The following is a 16,613-nucleotide window of genomic DNA, read 5'->3' as shown; positions in this document are numbered from 1 at the left end:
TCTTCCAACAGAGTTCGACACGTCCTACCGTAATCGCGCACATGACATGCACAGGAAGTGATCCCATCTTTCGCGAGTCCGGAGGAACGTAACGATGCGTCACCCTCACACCCGCACGACCCGCCGAAGAGTGGTCGGAGCCCTCGCCGCAGGGCTGTTGTGCACGGCGGGCCTCGCCGCGCCCGCCGTCGCGACCCCCGCGCAGGACCCCCTCTCCCCCGCCCTGGCCGACGGTCAGGCGCTCACACCTCCCATGGGTTTCAACAACTGGAACTCCACCAACTGCCGTGCCGAGTTCAACGAGTCGATGGTCGAGGGCATCGCGGACATCTTCGTCGACAAGGGCCTCAAGGCGGCCGGTTACCAGTACGTCAACCTCGACGACTGCTGGGCCCTGCCGAACCGCGACGCCGACGGCAAGCTCGTCCCCGACCCGGTCCGCTTCCCGCACGGCATCAAGGCCGTGGCGGACTACGTGCACTCCAAGGGGCTCAAGCTAGGCATCTACACCAGCGCCGGCACGAAGACGTGCAACGACGCCGGATTCCCGGGCGGCCTGGGCCACGAGTACAGCGACGCGCAGCAGTTCGCCGACTGGGGCGTGGACTACCTCAAGTACGACAACTGCAACAACCAGGGCGTGGACGCCAAGTTGCGCTACAACACGATGCGCGACGCCCTGAAGGCGACCGGGCGCCCGATCGTCTTCAGCATCTGCGAGTGGGGCGAGAACAAGCCCTGGGAGTGGGCCGCGGACGTCGGACATCTGTGGCGCACGACAGGTGACATCAGCGACAACTGGGGCTCGATGCTCTCGATCCTCAAGCAGAACCTGCCACTTGCCCCCTTCGCCGGTCCCGGGCACTGGAACGACCCCGACATGCTGGAGGTCGGCAACGGCGGCATGACGGACACCGAGTACCGCTCGCACTTCTCCATGTGGTCGATCATGGCCGCGCCCCTCCTCATCGGCTCGGACCTGCGCACGGCGACCCCCGCGACCTTCGACATCCTCGACAACAAGGAGGTCATCGCGGTCGACCAGGACCCGCTGGGCAAGCAGGGCAACGTTGTCACGTCCGAGGGCGGACGCTGGGTCGTCGCCAAGGAGATGAAGGACGGCAGCCGTACGGTCGCGCTCTTCAACGAGACCGGCGGCGCCCAGCGCATCGCCACGACCGCCGCGGCCGTCGGCCTCCCCGGCGCCCGCGCCTACACCCTGCGCGACCTGTGGCAGCACAAGAGCTACAACACCGCGGGCGCGATCTCCGCGACCGTCCCGGCCCACGGCACGGTCCTCGTACGGGTCTCCGCCGACCGGCACGCGCTCAAGAACCCGCCGGCCGTCGAACTCGGCCTGGTCGGCGCCCCGTTGGTCCAGGCGGCCACCCCGACCCCGCTCACGACGACGGTCACCGACCTCGGCCGTACGACCGCCGAGCACGTCTCCGTGAGCCTGACCGGGCCCGCGGGCTGGAAGATCCGGGCCAAGTCGTCGACGACCGCGAGGGCCGTACGGACAGGCAGGGCGCTGCGCACGAAGTGGACGGTCACCGCTCCGGCGGGGACACCGACGGGATCGTACGACCTGACGCTCAAGGCGAGTTACCGCTCGCCGAGCGGTGCGCGCGTCAGCGGCACCCTGCCGTTCACCGCGTCCGTGGTGGTGGCACCGCCCGCGGGCACCTCGTACCTCGGTGACCTTCCGTGGATGTCAACCGCCAATGGATGGGGGCCCGTTGAGCGCAACACCAGCAACGGGGAGAGCGCGGCGGGGGACGGCCACCCGATCACCCTCGGTGGAGTGGTGTACGCCAAGGGACTTGGTGTGCACGCCGAGAGCGACGTCGAGTACTACACCGGGAAGGCCTGCGAGAAGGTCACCGCGGACGTCGGTGTGGACGACGAGAAGGGCACCAACGGGACCGTCGCCTTCGAGATCTGGGCGGACGGCACGAAGGTCGCCTCGACCGGCGTCCTCACCAACGCGATGCCCGCCCAGCCGGTCACGGCGGACGTGACCGGCGCCCAGGTGGTCCGACTCGTCGTCACCGACGGCGGCGACGGGATCGACTCGGACCACGCGGACTGGGCGGACGCTCAACTCACCTGCTGAACACGGCACATCACACCTCGACTCGTCCGAGCGACGCCCGACTCACCTATGGAACAAGGACATAGGGCGCTGAACGAACGTTTCGTCCGTCCGGTCGCTCACACCACGGCCGCGGCCGTGCTCGCCTGTCCGGCGAGCGCGGCCGCGGCCGCTCCCACCAGCCCGGCGTCCGTACCCATCTGAGCCGGCGTCACCGTCAGCCGTTGCACGAAGGACAGCGTCGCGTAGTCGCTCAGCGCCTTGCGCAGCGGCGTGAACAGCACGTCGCCCGCCTTGCCGACTCCCCCGCCGATCACGGCGATGTCGATCTCGACGAGGGTCGCGGTGGCCGCGATACCGGCGGCGAGGGCCTGCGCGGCCCGCTCGAAGGAGGACACGGCGATCGGGTCACCGGCACGCGCGGCGGCGGCGACGGCCGCGGCCGAGGCATCGCCGTCCGGACCCGGCCGCCAGCCGCCCTCGACCGCCCGCCGGGCGATGTTGGGACCGCTGGCGATCCGCTCGACACAGCCACGCGAACCGCACGGGCAGGCGTCGCCGTCCAGGTCCACGCTGATGTGCCCGATGTGGCCCGCGTTGCCGGTCGGCCCGGGATGCAGCTGCCCGTTGAGGACGAGGCCGCCGCCGACTCCCGTGGAGACGACCATGCACAGCGCGTTGGCGTGCCCGCGCGCGGCGCCCTGCCAGTGCTCGGCCGCCGTGATCGCCACGCCGTCGCCGATCAGCTCGACGGGCAGGTCACCGGCCGCCGCGCGCACCCGCTCGACGAGCGGAAAGTCGCGCCAGCCGGGCACGTTGACCGGGCTCACGGTGCCGGCGGAGGCGTCCACGGGACCCGCGCTGCCGATGCCGAGGGCGCTCGCGCGGGACCACGAGGGTGATGCGGTGAGCTCCGCGAGCACCTCCTCCACGGCTCGCATCACGGTGTCGCCGTCGTCCTGCGAGGGCGTCGGGCGCTGTGCTCGCACCAGGATCTTGCCGTGGCCGTCCACCAGCCCCCCGGCGATCTTGGTGCCGCCGATGTCGAGCGCGGCCACGAGGTCGGTGTGCATCAGTGTCAGATCTCCCCGTCAAACATGAGAACCACCAGAAGGTGAGTTGGGCCGGTCTCGCGGTGGGGGCGCAGGCCGGAGATATCGGTGGACAGTCTCTCTCGCATATGACAACGTTGTCCAGGCTCTATGCTCGACGCCACATCCTCATACAAACCCATGGACCTATGCATTCCCCGTGGACGACAGGACAGGACAGCGCATCGTGCCAGAGACCGCCCGCCGCCCCGAGAACCGCTACGGCAACCGTCCCACGATGAAGGACGTGGCCGCACGCGCCGGTGTCGGCCTGAAAACGGTCTCGCGCGTGGTCAACAGCGAACCGGGCGTCACCCCGGACACCGAGCGCCGGGTCCAGGAGGCCATCGACGCCCTCGGCTTCCGTCGCAACGACAGCGCCCGCGTCCTGCGCAAGGGCCGCACGGCCAGCATCGGCCTCGTCCTGGAGGACCTCGCCGACCCGTTCTACGGCCCCCTGAGCCGCGCCGTCGAAGAGGTCGCCCGCGCCCACGGCGCCCTGCTCATCAACGGCTCCAGCGCCGAAGACCCGGACCGTGAGCAGGAGTTGGTGCTCGCGCTGTGCGCCCGGCGCGTGGACGGGCTCGTGGTGATCCCGGCCGGCGACGACCACCGCTATCTGGAGCCGGAGATCAAGGCGGGCGTCGCGACGGTGTTCGTGGACCGCCCGGCCGGGAAGATCGACGCGGATGTCGTCCTGTCGGACAGCTACGGCGGCGCGCGTGACGGCGTCACCCACCTCATCTCCCACGGCCACCGGCGCATCGGCTTCATCGGCGACATGCCCCGCATCCACACCGCCGCCGAGCGACTGCGCGGGTACCGGGCCGCGATGGAGGACGCGGGCATACCGGTCGAGGACGCCTGGATGTCCCTCGGCGTGACCGACCCGATCCGGGTACGCCGGGCGGCCGAGCAGATGCTGACCGGTCCCTCGCCCGTCACCGCGATCTTCGCCGGCAACAACCGTGTGACGGTCACCGTCGTCCGCGTCCTCGCCGAACAGTCCCGCCGGATCGCCCTGGTGGGCTTCGACGACTTCGAACTCGCCGACCTGCTCCAGCCGGGCGTGACCGTCGTCGCGCAGGACGCGGCGACTCTCGGACGTACGGCCGCCGACCGCCTCTTCCGCCAGCTGGACGGCACGCTCCTCGCGCCGGAGCGCATCGAGCTGCCGACCCGGTTGATCACTCGGGGGTCGGGCGAGCTGCCGCCGTCGGATTGAGCGGGGTGGGGACGCCGGCGTGAGCGAGCGTGTGGACGACGGCGTGGACCGGACGTTGGAGGCGCTGGGGCTGGCTCGGGCGCCGCGCGAGGATCCGTTGACCTACCCAGGCGCGTGGCCTGCCGAGTCCGGACTCCTCGTCGGGGACCGGTTGTTGCCCCTCGACGACGACCACTCCACGTACGAGAACCGCACGCCGGTCCTCGCCATCGGCTCCAACGCCTGCCCCGGCCAACTGCGGCACAAGCTGGCCGAGTTCGGGATCACGTCTCCCGTCCCGATGGTGAAGGTGCGGGTCACGGGGATCGACGTCGGTGTCTCCGCGCATGTGAGCCGCGTGGGGTACGTGTCGGCTTCGCCGGTGAACTCGCCCGGCGTCGTACGGGAGTTGTTCGTGACGTGGTTCGACACGTGGCAGCTCGCGGTGGTGGACGCGAGCGAGCGGGCGTACGACCGGGCATGGCTGCCCGGCTCAGGTTCTGTTTCCGCTTCTGTTTCCGGTCCCGGTTCCGGTCCCAAGTTCCGTTGCGAGCTGGACTCGGGCGAGTCGTTGCGGGGCGCGTACGTCTACGTCAACCGGCATGGTGTCCTGCACGACGGCACGGGCGTACCGCGCCGGCATCCGGGCGAGCGGGCACTGCTCACCGAACTGCTGCGTGGCTCGGCGAGGTTGAGGGCGTTGTTCGGGCGGACGCCGGCGGAGTTCTGCGAACGGGCTCGCGGGGACCGGGAGTTGTGCGAGCGGGGCACCCGACTGTTCCGGGAGGAGGGGCTGGTGACGGTGTCCGGCCTGGAACGCCTGGTACGGCCTCAGCAGACCGGCAGTCCCGGGATCGGCTCGTCGTTGTCCCCGCCCTTCAAGTAGACGTCGCTGACATAGACGTCGGTGTTGCCGCTGTCGTCGTCCGTCTTGGCCCACCAGACGTTGGTCCACTGGCCGTACGTCTCGCGGCGGCCCAGGTTCTGTTGGCAGAAGAAGTAGTTGGTGCCCGCACCGAGGACTCCGACTTCGGTGCCGGACGCGGTGTAGGACTTGGCGCTGCGCCACACCTGGCAGTTGTACTTGCCGCCGCCGATGGACCGGCACACGGAGGCCGGGCTGGAACTGGGGCCGGCTCCGCCCGTCGTGGGCGCGCCGCCGCCGGTGCTTCCGCCGCCTGAGGACGTGGACTTGCTCGAAACGACGGTGGGGTCTTGCTCCGCCGCCGTGCTCTTCCCCTTGCCGGTGTGCTGCTGCGTCGGCGCCCGGGTCCCGTCGTCACCCTGCCCGGTGGGCTTGGCGTCGGCCGAGGGGTGAGTGTCCTTACGACCGTCGGGCGACGCGGGGCCGACACCGCCGGCCGACGGCGAGGCGCTGGGTTGCGAAGTGACCGTGGTGTCCCCGGAGTCGACCATCCGAGTCACGACCACTCCGGCACCGGCGAGGACGGCGACTACGGCCGCGGCGGCTATCACGACGCGGGCCTTGCGCCTGCTTCGGGGTGCGGTTGGGCTGGTCATGGGCCCGGTGGGCGCGGACGGCTGAGGTGGAGAGGCTACGAAGGGCATGGGCGGGCCGAAGCCTTGGGGTACGGATGCGGGAGGGGCCGTGGAAGTGGGCGGGACGGTTCCCGCCGAGGGCCGCTCCGAGGAACCGGGGGCGGGGCCCTGGTCCCCCGATCCGTAAGGTCCCACCGCGGCAGACCTGTACGCCGATGCCTCAAGTGGCTGCGAGGACCCGGGTGTTGCCCCTCCCGACCCAGGCACGCCTGCCGCACCTGCCTCGTACGCGGGTGCTCCAAGCGGCCCTGCCGATCCCCATGTTGCCTCTCCCGGTCCGGTCAGACCTGCCGCACCCGGCCCGTACGCGGGTGCCCCAAGTCGCCCTGCCGATCCCGGTGTTGCCCCTCCCGATCCGGACCACCCCGAAGCATCGGCCCCGGCCGCCTCCGGCCCCGCTTCCTCAGGCGAACCGTCAGCCCTCGCCCCCGGGCCACTGCCTCCGGTCGGCTCGCCGATGCCGAACCCCGGCCCGTACACGGATGCCCCAAGTCGCCCTGCCGACCCCGATGTTGCCCCTCCCGGACCGGGCACGCCTGCCGCACCCGCCCCGTACGCGGATGCTCCAAGTCGCCCTACCGACCCCGATGTTGCCCCTCCCGATCCAGACCACCCCGAAGCATCGGCCCCGGCCGCCTCCGGCCCCGCTTCCTCAGGCGAACCGTCAGCCCTCGCCCCCGGGCCACTGCCTCCGGTCGGCTCGCCGATGCCGAACCCCGGCCCGTACACGGATGCCCCAAGTCGCCCTGCCGACCCCGATGTCGACCCTCCCGGACCGGGCACGCCTGCCGCACCCGCCCCGTACGCGGGTGCCCCAAGTCGCCCTGCCGATCCCGATGTTGCCCCTCCCGATCCGGACCACCCCGAAGCATCGGCCCCGGCCGCCTCCGGCCCCGCTTCCTCAGGCGAACCACCGGTCCCCACCCCCGGCCCACCGCCTCCAGCTGGCCCGCCGCCGCCGAACCCCTGCCCCGCCGGAGCCACATGCTGCACAGCCCCGAGGCCCTGCCCACTCTCCGTCGCCTCAGCGGTATTCGCTCCCGGGACCCCAGCCCCAGGATCGGGATCGGCGTCTGCCAGACCCGCCCCCGAAACCCCAACACCAGCTGCCCGCGCCCCCGTTGACCCCTCCGCCCCCGGAGCCCCCGCCCCCGCACTCCCCCACGACTCCACCGCTCCGAACCCCGACGGCACCGCAGGAACCCCGCCTCCGCCCCCGGCCGTCCCCCGCAACACCGCCGTAGGCAGATCCACCCCCGGCGCCCCCGCGACCTCCTCCAACAACCCCCGCGCCACATCTGCCCCGGGCCGCAACTCCGCCCGCTTCTGCATCAGTTGCCGCAGAACGGGCCCAAGTCGCCCCGCCCGCCGGGGTTCCGGCAGAGGCTCGGAGACGATCGCCGTGAGGGTGGAGTACGTGGACGTGCGGCGGAACGGGGACGTGCCCTCGACCGCCGCGTACAGCGTGGCACCCAGGGCCCAGACGTCGGACGCCGGGCCGGGGTCCGCGCCCTGGGCACGTTCGGGCGCCAAGTAGTCCAGGGAGCCGATGAGTTCACCGCTCCGCGTGAGGTGCGTGGCGGAGCCGTCGCCCGGGTCGTCCATCGTCGCGATGCCGAAGTCCGTGAGGACGACGCGGCCCGCGCGGTCCAACAGGATGTTCCCGGGCTTCACATCGCGGTGCAGGACGCCCACGGCGTGCGCCGCGGCCAGCGCCTCCATCACCTTCGCGCCGATCCCGGCCGCCTCGCGCGGGTCGATCGGGCCACGCTCGCTCAGCACGTCGTCCAGGGAGGGGCCGTCGATCAGCTCCATGACGATCAGCGGGCGTCCGTCGACCTCGGCGATGTCGTGCACGGCGACGACACCGGGGTGACGGACCCGCGCCGCCGCCCGCGCCTCGCGCTGCATCCGCAGGCGCAGGTCGGCCAGTTCGGGTCCGTGGGCGTCGGTGAAGGTGCGCAGTTCCTTGACGGCGACCTCACGGCCGAGGACCTCGTCCACGGCCCGCCAGACCACACCCATGCCGCCGCGCCCGAGTCTGGCCACGACGCGATAGCGCCCGGCCAGCAACCGGTCGACCCCGTCCACGCGTCCGCTCTCCCCCGAAGGCACCGCCCCTCCGTCCCTGTGGCACATCCTTGACTTCCTCCCCCGCCTAAAGGCGGGGGATTCCAGCGGTCGCCCGCTGGGGTTCCTGTTTCACCGACGACTGCCCCGTCCGGGAGGACTCCCGTTGAGGTCTTACACCGTCTCCACAGGCTGCTGCCGCCAGCCCGGCGGCCAGGATGTTGCGTGCCGCGTTCACGTCGCGGTCATGCACGGCGCCGCAGTGCTCGCACGTCCACTCACGGACGTTCAGCGACAGTTTCCCGCGGACCGTGCCGCAGCTTCCGCACAGCTTCGAGCTGGGGAAGAAGCGGTCGATCACGACGAGTTCACGCCCGTACCAGGCACACTTGTACTCCAGCATGGAGCGCAGGTCCGTCCAGGCCGCATCGGAGACGGCGCGCGCGAGCGTGCCGTTCTTCAGCAGGTTGCGGACGGTCAGGTCCTCGATCACGACCACTTGGTTCTCGTGGACGATGCGCGAGGTCAGTTTGTGCAGGAAGTCGCGGCGCCGGTCAGCGATCCGCGCATGCACGCGGGCCACCTTGCGGCGGGCCTTTTCCCGGTTCGCAGAGCCCTTGGCCTTGCGCGACAGCTCCCGCTGCGCGCGGGCCAGACGGGCACGATCCCGCCGCTCGTGCTTCGGATTGGCGATCTTCTCCCCGGTGGACAGGGTCACCAGGGAGGTGATCCCGGCGTCCAGGCCGACCGCTGTGTTCATGGCAGGGGCCGGGGCGATGGAGTCCTCGCACAGCAGGGACACGAACCAGCGGCCCGCCGCGTCGCGGGACACGCTCGCCGTGGTCGGCTCCGCACCTTCAGGCAGGGGGCGCGACCAGCGGATGTCCAAAGGCTCCGCCATCTTGGCCAGCGTGAGCTGTCCTTCGCGCCAGGTGAGGGCGCTGCGAGTGTACTCGGCCGACGCACGGGACTTCTTCCGCGACTTGTAGCGCGGATACTTCGCACGCTTGGCAAAGAAGTGGGCGAACGCCGCCTGAAGATGACGCAGCGCCTGCTGGAGCGGAACCGAGGACACCTCCGCCAGGAAGGCCAGTTCCTCGGTCTTCTTCCACTGGGTGAGCGCGGCGGACGACTGCACGTAGGAGAGCCGGCGCTGCTCGCCGTACCAGGCCCGGGTGCGCTCCTCCAGCGCCTTGTTGTACACCAAGCGGACACAGCCGAACGTGCGCGACAGCTCCGCCGCCTGCTCGTGCGTGGGGTAGAAGCGGTACCTGAACGCCCGCTTAACCTGCTCCGCCATACCTCACACTCTATCAACTCCCGTGTGAGAGGCGGGTATCGGACGGTCGGCGGTGGGCGCCGGTCCGCCCCGGCGGCGAACCGACTCCTCCTGCCGTGCTCCGCAGGAGCTTCGTTTCCTCCCCGGCCTGAAGGCCGGGGTATCAACGAAGGAAGGCCCCGATGAACGCCGTACAGCCTACGGGGAGGCAGTGACAACAGAAGCCGGCGCCAACACCTGTGACAGGTCCGCTACTTGGCGGACGCCGTCAGGTCGCCCCGTCGGGGCGACGCGAAGCCCTCCAGGTCCATCCGGGTCAGCCCGGTCGCCCTGGCCACCTCGGCGATGTCGAGCGCGCCACAGTCCAGGCCGCGCAGCAGGTAGCCGCTGAGGGCCTTGGCGGTGGCGGGCTCGTCCATGACGTCGCCGCCGGCGTGGTTGGCGTAGCGGGCGAGCCGCGCGGCGGCCTGTTCGAAGCCCTCGCGGTAGAAGGCGAAGACGGCCGCGTAGCGGGTGGGGATGTGGCCGGGGTGCATGTCCCAGCCCTGGTAGTAGGCGCGGGACAGGGCGCGCCGGGTGAGGCCGTAGTGCAGCCGCCAGGCGTCGTGGACCTTCGCGGTGGGGCCGACCGGGAGGACGTTCGTCGAGCCGTCCGAGACACGCACCCCCGTGCCCGCAGCCGCGACCTGCATGATCGCCTTGGCGTGGTCGGCGGCCGGGTGGTCGCTGGCCTGGTAGGCGGCGGAGACGCCGAGGCAGGCGCTGTAGTCGAAGGTGCCGTAGTGCAGGCCGGTGGCGCGGCCCTCGGCGGCCTGGATCATGCGGGCGACGGTGGCGGTGCCGTCGGTGGCGAGGATGGACTGGCTGGTCTCGATCTGGATCTCGAAGCCGATCCGGCCCGGCTCCAGCCCACGTGCCTTCTCGAAGGCCTCCAGGAGGCGCACCATCGCGGTGACCTGCTCGGCGTACGTGACCTTGGGGAGGGTCAGGACCAGGCCGTCGGGCAGCCCGCCGGCCTCCATGAGTCCGGTGAGGAAGATGTCGAGGGTGCGGATGCCCCGGTCGCGTACCGGCGCTTCCATGCACTTCATACGGATGCCCATGTACGGGGCCGCCGTGCCGTTCTCGTACGCCTCGGCGATCAGGCGGGCCGCTCGGGCGGCGGCCTCGTCCTCCTCGGCGTCGGGGCGGGGGCCGTAGCCGTCCTCGAAGTCGACGCGCAGGTCCTCGATGGGTTCGCGCTCCAACTTGGCCCGCACGCGCGCGTGGACGGGTTCGGCGAGCTTGTCGGAGAGGCCGAGGACGGCGGCGAAGGAGGCCGCGTCGGGGGCGTGTTCGTCTAGGGCGGCCAGTGCCCGGTCGCCCCAGGTGCGGATCGTGTCGGCGGCGAAGACGTCACCGGGGACGTAGACCGTGTGGACGGGCTGGCGGGTGCCGGGGTCGCCGGGGTAGCGGCGCTCCAGTTCGGCGTCGACCGGTGCCAGGGAGGCGCTGATCTCCTCGCTGACCGCGCCCGCGAGGCTCGTCGCCACCTTCTCCTGCTCGCCCTGACCCATGCCCACACCCTCCAGTTTTCCGCTCTACGGAATCAACAATCCGTAGAGCGAAGTTATCCATGGAGCTTCCCGCCGGTCAACACCCTGTCCACGCCGTGAACCCGTCGCGTTCACTGTCGTCCCCAGGCCCTCTTCCGCCCAGTGCCCCGCCCCTTCATCCTGACTCCCAAGGGGAGGGGACGCACATGTCGACTGCCAGGACGGTCACCCGTCGCGCGGGGCTGAGCACGCTGGTGGCGGCCGCCATCGCGCTGCCGCTCATCGGTACCGCACGCTCCGCCTCGGCCCGGAAGGAAACCCGCCTGCTGGACGTCATGACGTTCAACCTGCGCTACGCGAGCACCGACGAGCCCAACAGCTGGAAGGTCCGCCGCCCGGTGATGCGCGACCTGCTGCTCCGCGCGGCCCCCGACATCATCGGCACCCAGGAGGGCCTCTACGCGCAGCTCCAGGACATCAAGCAGGACCTCCCGCACTACGACTGGATCGGCGGCGGCCGCAAGGGCGGCAGCTTCGACGAGGAGACGGCGATCTTCTACGACACCCGCCGCCTCGCCCCTGTCGAGTACGACCAGTTCTGGCTCTCCGACACGCCCGCGGTGATCGGGTCGAACACCTGGGGCGGCGACCACCCGCGCATCGCCACCTGGATCCGGTTCCGCGATCTCGGGGACAGGGGACGGCAGTTCTACGTCCTCAACACCCATCTGGACAACGCGAGTCAGTACGCACGCGAGCGTGCCGCCACGCTCATCGCCGAACGCCTCGCCCGCCTGGACAGTTCCCTGCCGCTCGTGGTGACCGGCGACTTCAACACCGCCGCGTACACCACCACGGTCTACTCCACGATGCTGGACGCGGGCGCCGGCCTCAGGGACACCTGGGACGCGGCAGCCGCGCGGGGGCAGCTCTACGCCAGCTTCCACGGCTACCGCGCGCTCGTGCCGGAAGGTCCCCGCATCGACTGGATCCTGGTCTCCCCGGGAGTCACCGTGCGCCGGACGGCGCTCAACACCTTCTCCGAGAACAGCCAGTTCCCGAGCGACCATCTGCCCGTGCAGTCCACCATCACCCTGGGATGAACGAAGGCTCCCGCGACCACATGGGTCACGGGAGCCTCGTAGAACCTCGAAGACATCAGCCCTTGCGGGAGTTGACCTCTTCGGTGAGCTGCGGGACGACGTCGAAGAGGTCGCCGACCACGCCGTAGTCGACGAGGTCGAAGATCGGGGCCTCGGCGTCCTTGTTGACGGCCACGATCGTCTTCGAGGTCTGCATGCCCGCGCGGTGCTGGATAGCGCCGGAGATGCCGTTGGCGATGTAGAGCTGCGGGGAGACGCTCTTGCCGGTCTGGCCGACCTGGTTGGAGTGCGGGTACCAGCCGGCGTCGACGGCGGCACGCGAGGCGCCGACGGCCGCGCCGAGGGAGTCGGCGAGGGCCTCGATGATCGCGAAGTTGTCCGCGCCGTTCACACCGCGGCCGCCGGAGACGACGATCGCGGCCTCGGTCAGCTCCGGGCGGCCGGTCGACTCGCGCGGGGTGCGCGCGGTGACCTTGGTGCCGGTGGCCTTGTCCGAGAAGGTGACGGCGAGGGCCTCGACGGTGCCGGCGGCCGGGGCGGCCTCCACGGCGGCCGAGTTCGGCTTCACGGTGATGACCGGAATGCCCTTGGAGACACGGGTCTTGGTGGTGAAGGAGGCGGCGAACACCGACTGCGTGGCCACAGGACCCTCGTCACCGGCCTCCAGGTCGGTGGCGTCGGTGATGATGCCGGAGCCGATGCGCACGGCCAGCCGGGCGGCGATCTCCTTGGCCTCGGCCGAGGACGGCACCAGGACGGCGGCCGGGGAGACGGCCTCGACGGCTGCCTGCAGGGCGTCCACCTTCGGGACGACGAGGTAGTCGGCGTACTCGGCGGCGTCGTGCGTCAGCACCTTCACCGCGCCGTGCTCGGCGAGCGCGGCGGCGGTGTTCTCGGCACCGGGGCCGAGGGCGACCGCGACGGGCTCGCCGATACGGCGGGCCAGGGTCAGCAGCTCCAGGGTGGGCTTGCGGACGGCGCCGTCCACGTGGTCGACGTAGACGAGAACTTCAGCCATGGGAATGGTCTCCTGCGTGCGTGCGAAGTCTGAAGGGCGGTAAGCGAGTCGGGCCTTGGCCCTTGGGGCCTTAGATGAACTTCTGGCCCGCGAGGAACTCGGCGAGCTGCTTGCCGCCCTCGCCCTCGTCCTTGACGATCGTGCCGGCGGTGCGCGCGGGGCGCTGGGCCGCGGAGTCGACGGCGGTCCAGGCGCCTTCGAGGCCGACCTCGTCGGTGTCGATCTCCAGGTCGGAGAGGTCCCAGGCCTGAACCGGCTTCTTCTTGGCGGCCATGATGCCCTTGAAGGACGGGTAACGCGCCTCGCCCGACTGGTCGGTGACCGACACGACGGCCGGCAGGGAGGCCTCCAGCTGCTCGCTGGCGGTGTCGCCGTCACGGCGGCCCTTGACGACGCCGTCCTCGACGGAGACCTCGGAGAGCAGCGTGACCTGCGGGACGCCCAGGCGCTCGGCCAGCAGGGCGGGAATCACACCGGCGGTGCCGTCGGTGGAGGCCATGCCGGAGACGACCAGGTCGAAGCCGGCCTTCTCGATCGCCTTGGCCAGCACCAGGGAGGTGCCGATGACGTCGGTGCCGTGCAGGTCGTCGTCCTCGACGTGGATCGCCTTGTCGGCGCCCATGGACAGCGCCTTGCGCAGGGCGTCCTTGGCGTCCTCCGGGCCCACGGTCAGGACGGTGATCTCCACGTCGTCGTCCGAGTTCTCGGAGATCTGCAGCGCCTGCTCGACCGCGTACTCGTCGAGCTCGGAGAGCAGACCGTCCACGTCGTCCCGGTCGACGGTCAGGTCATCGGCGAAGTGCCGGTCGCCAGTGGCGTCGGGCACGTACTTCACAGTGACAACGATCCTCAAGCTCACGCCGGCTCTCCTACTGCATCGTCATTTTCGGCTGCCTACTTCCAGGCAGCATAGGCGCCCTGAACGGCCGTTCCCGGTGGGGGCGACCGGTGCTCCGAGCGAAATATTACTCGCCAGTACGCACTCCTACGCTCCCCCAAGGGTGCCCGCTAAGCAAGCGCTTTGAACTGTGACCTGTGCAACGCAGCGTAATCGGAACTCGACGCTTCCGCAGGGTGGCCCGTCACCCACCCGGAGTGGCCTCAGTCACGCAGCCCGTTGAAGCGTCCCTGGTGGTAGAGGAGCGGGCGGCCGGTGCCCGCGTGGTCGCCGAGGACGACCTCGGCCAGCACTATGCGGTGGTCCCCCGCGGGCACGCGCGCGGCGACCCTGCACACCAGCCAGGCGAGCACACCGTCGAGGACCGGGACACCCTCGGGACCCTCGCGCCAGACGGTGGGCGCCCCGAACCGGTCGGCGCCGCTGCGGGCGAAGGTGGCGGCCAACTGCTCCTGGTGCTCGCCGAGTACGTGCACGCCGACATGGTCGGCCCCGGATATCGCGGGCCAGCTGGACGCTCCGGTGCTGATCCCGAAGGACAGCATCGGGGGCTGTGCGGAGACGGAGCTGAGCGAGGTGGCGGTGAAGCCGACCGGGCCGTTCTCACCGCGCGCGGTGATCACCGCCACACCGGCCGCGTGCTGCCGGAAGACGGAACGCAGCAGGTCGGGAGAGGCGTGCTGAGGAGTACGGGTGCCGAGGTCGGGCGTGGCCGTCATGGACGTGTCCTTCTGCGGAGGGGACGAGCGGGGTCCGTGGCTGCTCAACAGCCCGGACAGCGCGCGCTCGCGGTGCGGGCCAGGTCGACGTGCACCCGCCCGTACAGAAGGAGTTCCGAAGGCATACGGTCAGGTTGACGATAGGTGGCGCGCACAGTCAAGTACGTTCCGACATATGGGAGATGACTCACCGATGTCCTCACCAATGGCGTCACGACCGTCAGACCGCCTCCCCCAGAGCCGCGATGACATCCACCTTGCGGGGGAGGCCGGTGGCACGCCGTACGACCCGCCCGTCGGCGTCGAGGACCAGCACGGTAGGGGTCTTCAGGATGTCGAGTTCCCGTACGAGGTCCAGATGGTCCTCGGCGTCGATCTCGATGTGGCTCACGCCGGGGACCATGCCCGCCACCTCGCCCAGCACCCGGCGCGTGGCCCGGCAGGGCGCGCAGAACGCGCTGGAGAACTGCACCAGGGTGGCCTTCTCGCCGAGGTCGCCGCCCAACTCGGCGGCGCCGAGCCGTTTCCCGCCGTCGCGCCCGCGCACGCGTACTCTCCCGCTCCGCCGCCGATGCAGCACTCCGTAGGCGCTCGCCGCCGCGAGCACCACCACGCACACCACAAGTCCGGTCATCGAATTCTCCAGCGTTCACGAGACTGCAAAGATTCCCGGCACCACGAATCCTTTCCGTTGCGGAATCCTTGATTCATGGACATCGACGTAAGAGGACCGCGTTTCGGGGCGGCCCTGACGACCGTAGTGCTGGCGGTCGTGCTGATCACCGGCAGTTTCTGGCTGCTGGCCTGGCAGACCCTGGCGTTCGCGCTGGGCGCGGCGGGCGGTGTGGGCCGTTCGCCGTACGGCTGGCTGTTCCGGAAGGCCGTACGGCCCCGCATCGGGCCGCCCACCGAGTTCGAGTCCCCGGAGCCGCCGCGGTTCGCGCAGGCGGTCGGTCTGGTCTTCGCCGGGGTGGGACTGGTCGGTTTCGGCCTGGGTCCCGACTGGCTCGGACTCGCGGCGACCGGGGCCGCGCTCGCCGCCGCGTTCCTCAATGCCGCGTTCGGGTACTGCCTGGGGTGCGAGATGTACCTGCTCGTGCGTCGAGTGACGGTACGCGCACAGTAAAGGCCGCTTAAAAGGCCGAGGTGGATCAAGCGATCGACGTGACGAGGATCTCGCCGTTCTACGGCACGAGGACTGGCCACTCGTTCGTTCTTGGGGCACGATCTGCGCAATGCCGTAAACCTACGGCTGCGTAGCTTTCCCGCCCGGAGAACCCCTTCCAGGCAGAGAGAAGGGTCCACCCCGTCCATGGCTGAGCTTGTCTACCGCCCCGTCATCGGTCTCGCCCAAACGCTCTTCAAGGCCTGGGACCTCAAGATCGACTGCAAGGGGTCGGAGAACATTCCGCGCTCGGGCGGCGCCGTGCTGGTCAGCAACCACATCAGCTACCTGGACTTCATCTTCGACGGCCTGGCCACCCTGCCGCAGAAGCGCCTGGTCCGCTTCATGGCGAAGGAGTCGGTGTTCCGGCACAAGATCTCCGGTCCGCTGATGCGCGGCATGAAGCACATCCCGGTGGACCGCAAGCAGGGCGAGACGGCCTACCAGCACGCACTGGAGTCGCTGCGGTCCGGCGAGATCGTCGGCGTCTTCCCCGAGGCTACGATCTCCCAGTCGTTCACCCTGAAGAGTTTCAAGTCGGGTGCGGCGCGCATGGCCCAGGAGGCCGGCGTCCCGCTGATCCCGATGGCGCTGTGGGGCACCCAGCGCCTGTGGACCAAGGGTCACCCGAAGAATTTCAAGCGCAGCCACACCCCGATCACCATCCGGGTCGGTGAGCCGGTGGAGGCTCCTCAGGACCAGTACGCGGGCGCGATCACCCGCCGCCTGCGCGAGCGCATCCAGGAACTCCTCGAAGCCGCCCAACGCGCCTATCCGGTACGGCCCAACGGCCCGGACGACACCTGGTGGATGCCGGCCCATCTCGGCGGCACGGCACCCACTCCCGAAGAGGTCAAGGCGGCCGAGGCTCGCTGA

14 protein-coding genes and 1 pseudogene are annotated in these 16,613 nt (G+C 70.4%); 6 read left to right on the top strand and 9 right to left on the bottom strand.

Features of this window, described 5'->3' with window-relative positions; translation table 11 throughout:
* The first annotated feature begins 94 nt into the window (after nucleotides 1-94).
* Entirely contained in the window at nucleotides 95-2,116 is a 2,022-nt protein-coding gene (locus OG226_RS43060; protein WP_328684988.1) for an NPCBM/NEW2 domain-containing protein, read from the top strand.
* A gap of 98 nt (nucleotides 2,117-2,214) precedes the next feature.
* Here OG226_RS43060 and OG226_RS43055 read toward each other — a convergent pair whose 3' ends face one another.
* Nucleotides 2,215-3,168 carry an ROK family protein gene (locus OG226_RS43055; RefSeq protein WP_328684987.1) on the bottom strand — a complete coding sequence of 318 codons (954 nt, stop codon included), beginning with the start codon at nucleotides 3,166-3,168 and terminating at the stop codon, nucleotides 2,215-2,217.
* A 205-nt stretch (nucleotides 3,169-3,373) separates the two neighbouring features.
* Here OG226_RS43055 and OG226_RS43050 point away from each other — a divergent pair, with 205 nt between their 5' ends.
* Together OG226_RS43050 and OG226_RS43045 are read left to right on the top strand one after the other, a co-directional pair.
* Nucleotides 3,374-4,411 carry a LacI family DNA-binding transcriptional regulator gene (locus tag OG226_RS43050; RefSeq protein WP_328684986.1) on the top strand — a complete coding sequence of 346 codons (1,038 nt, stop codon included), beginning with the start codon at nucleotides 3,374-3,376 and terminating at the stop codon, nucleotides 4,409-4,411.
* Nucleotides 4,412-4,430: 19 nt separating this feature from the next.
* Complete coding sequence (locus OG226_RS43045; RefSeq protein ID WP_329352129.1) at nucleotides 4,431-5,276, top strand: hypothetical protein; 846 nt, start codon at nucleotides 4,431-4,433, stop codon at nucleotides 5,274-5,276.
* Here OG226_RS43045 and OG226_RS43040 read toward each other — a convergent pair.
* The 4 genes and pseudogenes from OG226_RS43040 to OG226_RS43025 form a co-directional block, all read right to left on the bottom strand.
* Nucleotides 5,222-5,911 (bottom strand): hypothetical protein, encoded by a 690-nt coding sequence (locus OG226_RS43040; RefSeq protein WP_329353761.1) that lies wholly within the window; start codon nucleotides 5,909-5,911, stop codon nucleotides 5,222-5,224. The genes OG226_RS43045 and OG226_RS43040 overlap by 55 nt on opposite strands.
* Nucleotides 5,912-6,826: 915 nt before the next feature.
* A pseudogene (locus OG226_RS43035) lies at nucleotides 6,827-8,089 on the bottom strand (serine/threonine-protein kinase); the annotation flags it as partial.
* 19 nt (nucleotides 8,090-8,108) lie between these two features.
* Entirely contained in the window at nucleotides 8,109-9,320 is a 1,212-nt protein-coding gene (locus OG226_RS43030) for an RNA-guided endonuclease InsQ/TnpB family protein (protein WP_329352128.1), read from the bottom strand.
* 230 nt (nucleotides 9,321-9,550) lie between these two features.
* On the bottom strand, nucleotides 9,551-10,855 hold the full coding sequence (locus tag OG226_RS43025) for a DUF6986 family protein (RefSeq protein WP_329352127.1): 1,305 nt from the start codon (nucleotides 10,853-10,855) through the stop codon (nucleotides 9,551-9,553).
* A 185-nt stretch (nucleotides 10,856-11,040) separates the two neighbouring features.
* Here OG226_RS43025 and OG226_RS43020 point away from each other — a divergent pair, with 185 nt between their 5' ends.
* The gene (locus OG226_RS43020; protein WP_328684982.1) at nucleotides 11,041-11,937 is read left to right on the top strand and encodes an endonuclease/exonuclease/phosphatase family protein; all 897 of its coding nucleotides are present in this window, start codon (nucleotides 11,041-11,043) and stop codon (nucleotides 11,935-11,937) included.
* Between the two features lie 55 nt (nucleotides 11,938-11,992).
* On the opposite strand, the gene OG226_RS43015 is transcribed toward OG226_RS43020, so the two are convergent.
* The 4 genes from OG226_RS43015 to OG226_RS43000 all read right to left on the bottom strand — a co-directional run bounded on the left by OG226_RS43015 (nucleotide 11,993) and on the right by OG226_RS43000 (nucleotide 15,206).
* Nucleotides 11,993-12,955: an electron transfer flavoprotein subunit alpha/FixB family protein gene (locus OG226_RS43015; protein WP_329352126.1), complete on the bottom strand. Its 963-nt coding sequence runs from the start codon at nucleotides 12,953-12,955 to the stop codon at nucleotides 11,993-11,995.
* Between the two features lie 70 nt (nucleotides 12,956-13,025).
* Entirely contained in the window at nucleotides 13,026-13,814 is a 789-nt protein-coding gene (locus tag OG226_RS43010; protein WP_026178662.1) for an electron transfer flavoprotein subunit beta/FixA family protein, read from the bottom strand.
* Nucleotides 13,815-14,056: 242 nt separating this feature from the next.
* Complete coding sequence (locus OG226_RS43005; protein ID WP_329352125.1) at nucleotides 14,057-14,572, bottom strand: flavin reductase family protein; 516 nt, start codon at nucleotides 14,570-14,572, stop codon at nucleotides 14,057-14,059.
* Nucleotides 14,573-14,792: 220 nt separating this feature from the next.
* A complete protein-coding gene (locus OG226_RS43000; RefSeq protein WP_329352124.1) occupies nucleotides 14,793-15,206 on the bottom strand; it encodes a TlpA family protein disulfide reductase in 414 nt (137 codons plus the stop codon).
* Nucleotides 15,207-15,281: 75 nt separating this feature from the next.
* Between OG226_RS43000 and OG226_RS42995 the strand changes: the two genes are divergently transcribed.
* Nucleotides 15,282-15,698 carry a DUF4395 domain-containing protein gene (locus OG226_RS42995; RefSeq protein ID WP_328684979.1) on the top strand — a complete coding sequence of 139 codons (417 nt, stop codon included), beginning with the start codon at nucleotides 15,282-15,284 and terminating at the stop codon, nucleotides 15,696-15,698.
* 186 nt (nucleotides 15,699-15,884) lie between these two features.
* The gene (locus OG226_RS42990; protein ID WP_329352123.1) at nucleotides 15,885-16,613 is read left to right on the top strand and encodes a lysophospholipid acyltransferase family protein; all 729 of its coding nucleotides are present in this window, start codon (nucleotides 15,885-15,887) and stop codon (nucleotides 16,611-16,613) included.

The sequence above is a fragment of the Streptomyces sp. NBC_01261 genome, from assembly GCF_036226385.1.
Lineage (GTDB): Bacteria > Actinomycetota > Actinomycetes > Streptomycetales > Streptomycetaceae > Streptomyces.
This window is presented reverse-complemented; position numbering and strand designations above follow the sequence as displayed.

Excerpts from the sequence above, each read along its gene's own strand:
- OG226_RS43020 (WP_328684982.1), top strand. The coding sequence starts at position 11,041 with ATGTCGACTGCCAGGACGGTCACCCGTCGCGCGGGGCTGAGCACGCTG.
- OG226_RS43040 (WP_329353761.1), bottom strand. The coding sequence starts at position 5,911 with ATGACCAGCCCAACCGCACCCCGAAGCAGGCGCAAGGCCCGCGTCGTG.
- OG226_RS42995 (WP_328684979.1), top strand. The coding sequence starts at position 15,282 with ATGGACATCGACGTAAGAGGACCGCGTTTCGGGGCGGCCCTGACGACC.
- OG226_RS43055 (WP_328684987.1), bottom strand. The coding sequence starts at position 3,168 with ATGCACACCGACCTCGTGGCCGCGCTCGACATCGGCGGCACCAAGATC.
- OG226_RS43060 (WP_328684988.1), top strand. The coding sequence starts at position 95 with ATGCGTCACCCTCACACCCGCACGACCCGCCGAAGAGTGGTCGGAGCC.
- OG226_RS42990 (WP_329352123.1), top strand. The coding sequence starts at position 15,885 with ATGGCTGAGCTTGTCTACCGCCCCGTCATCGGTCTCGCCCAAACGCTC.
- OG226_RS43005 (WP_329352125.1), bottom strand. The coding sequence starts at position 14,572 with ATGACGGCCACGCCCGACCTCGGCACCCGTACTCCTCAGCACGCCTCT.
- OG226_RS43025 (WP_329352127.1), bottom strand. The coding sequence starts at position 10,855 with ATGGGTCAGGGCGAGCAGGAGAAGGTGGCGACGAGCCTCGCGGGCGCG.
- OG226_RS43015 (WP_329352126.1), bottom strand. The coding sequence starts at position 12,955 with ATGGCTGAAGTTCTCGTCTACGTCGACCACGTGGACGGCGCCGTCCGC.
- OG226_RS43030 (WP_329352128.1), bottom strand. The coding sequence starts at position 9,320 with ATGGCGGAGCAGGTTAAGCGGGCGTTCAGGTACCGCTTCTACCCCACG.
- OG226_RS43000 (WP_329352124.1), bottom strand. The coding sequence starts at position 15,206 with ATGACCGGACTTGTGGTGTGCGTGGTGGTGCTCGCGGCGGCGAGCGCC.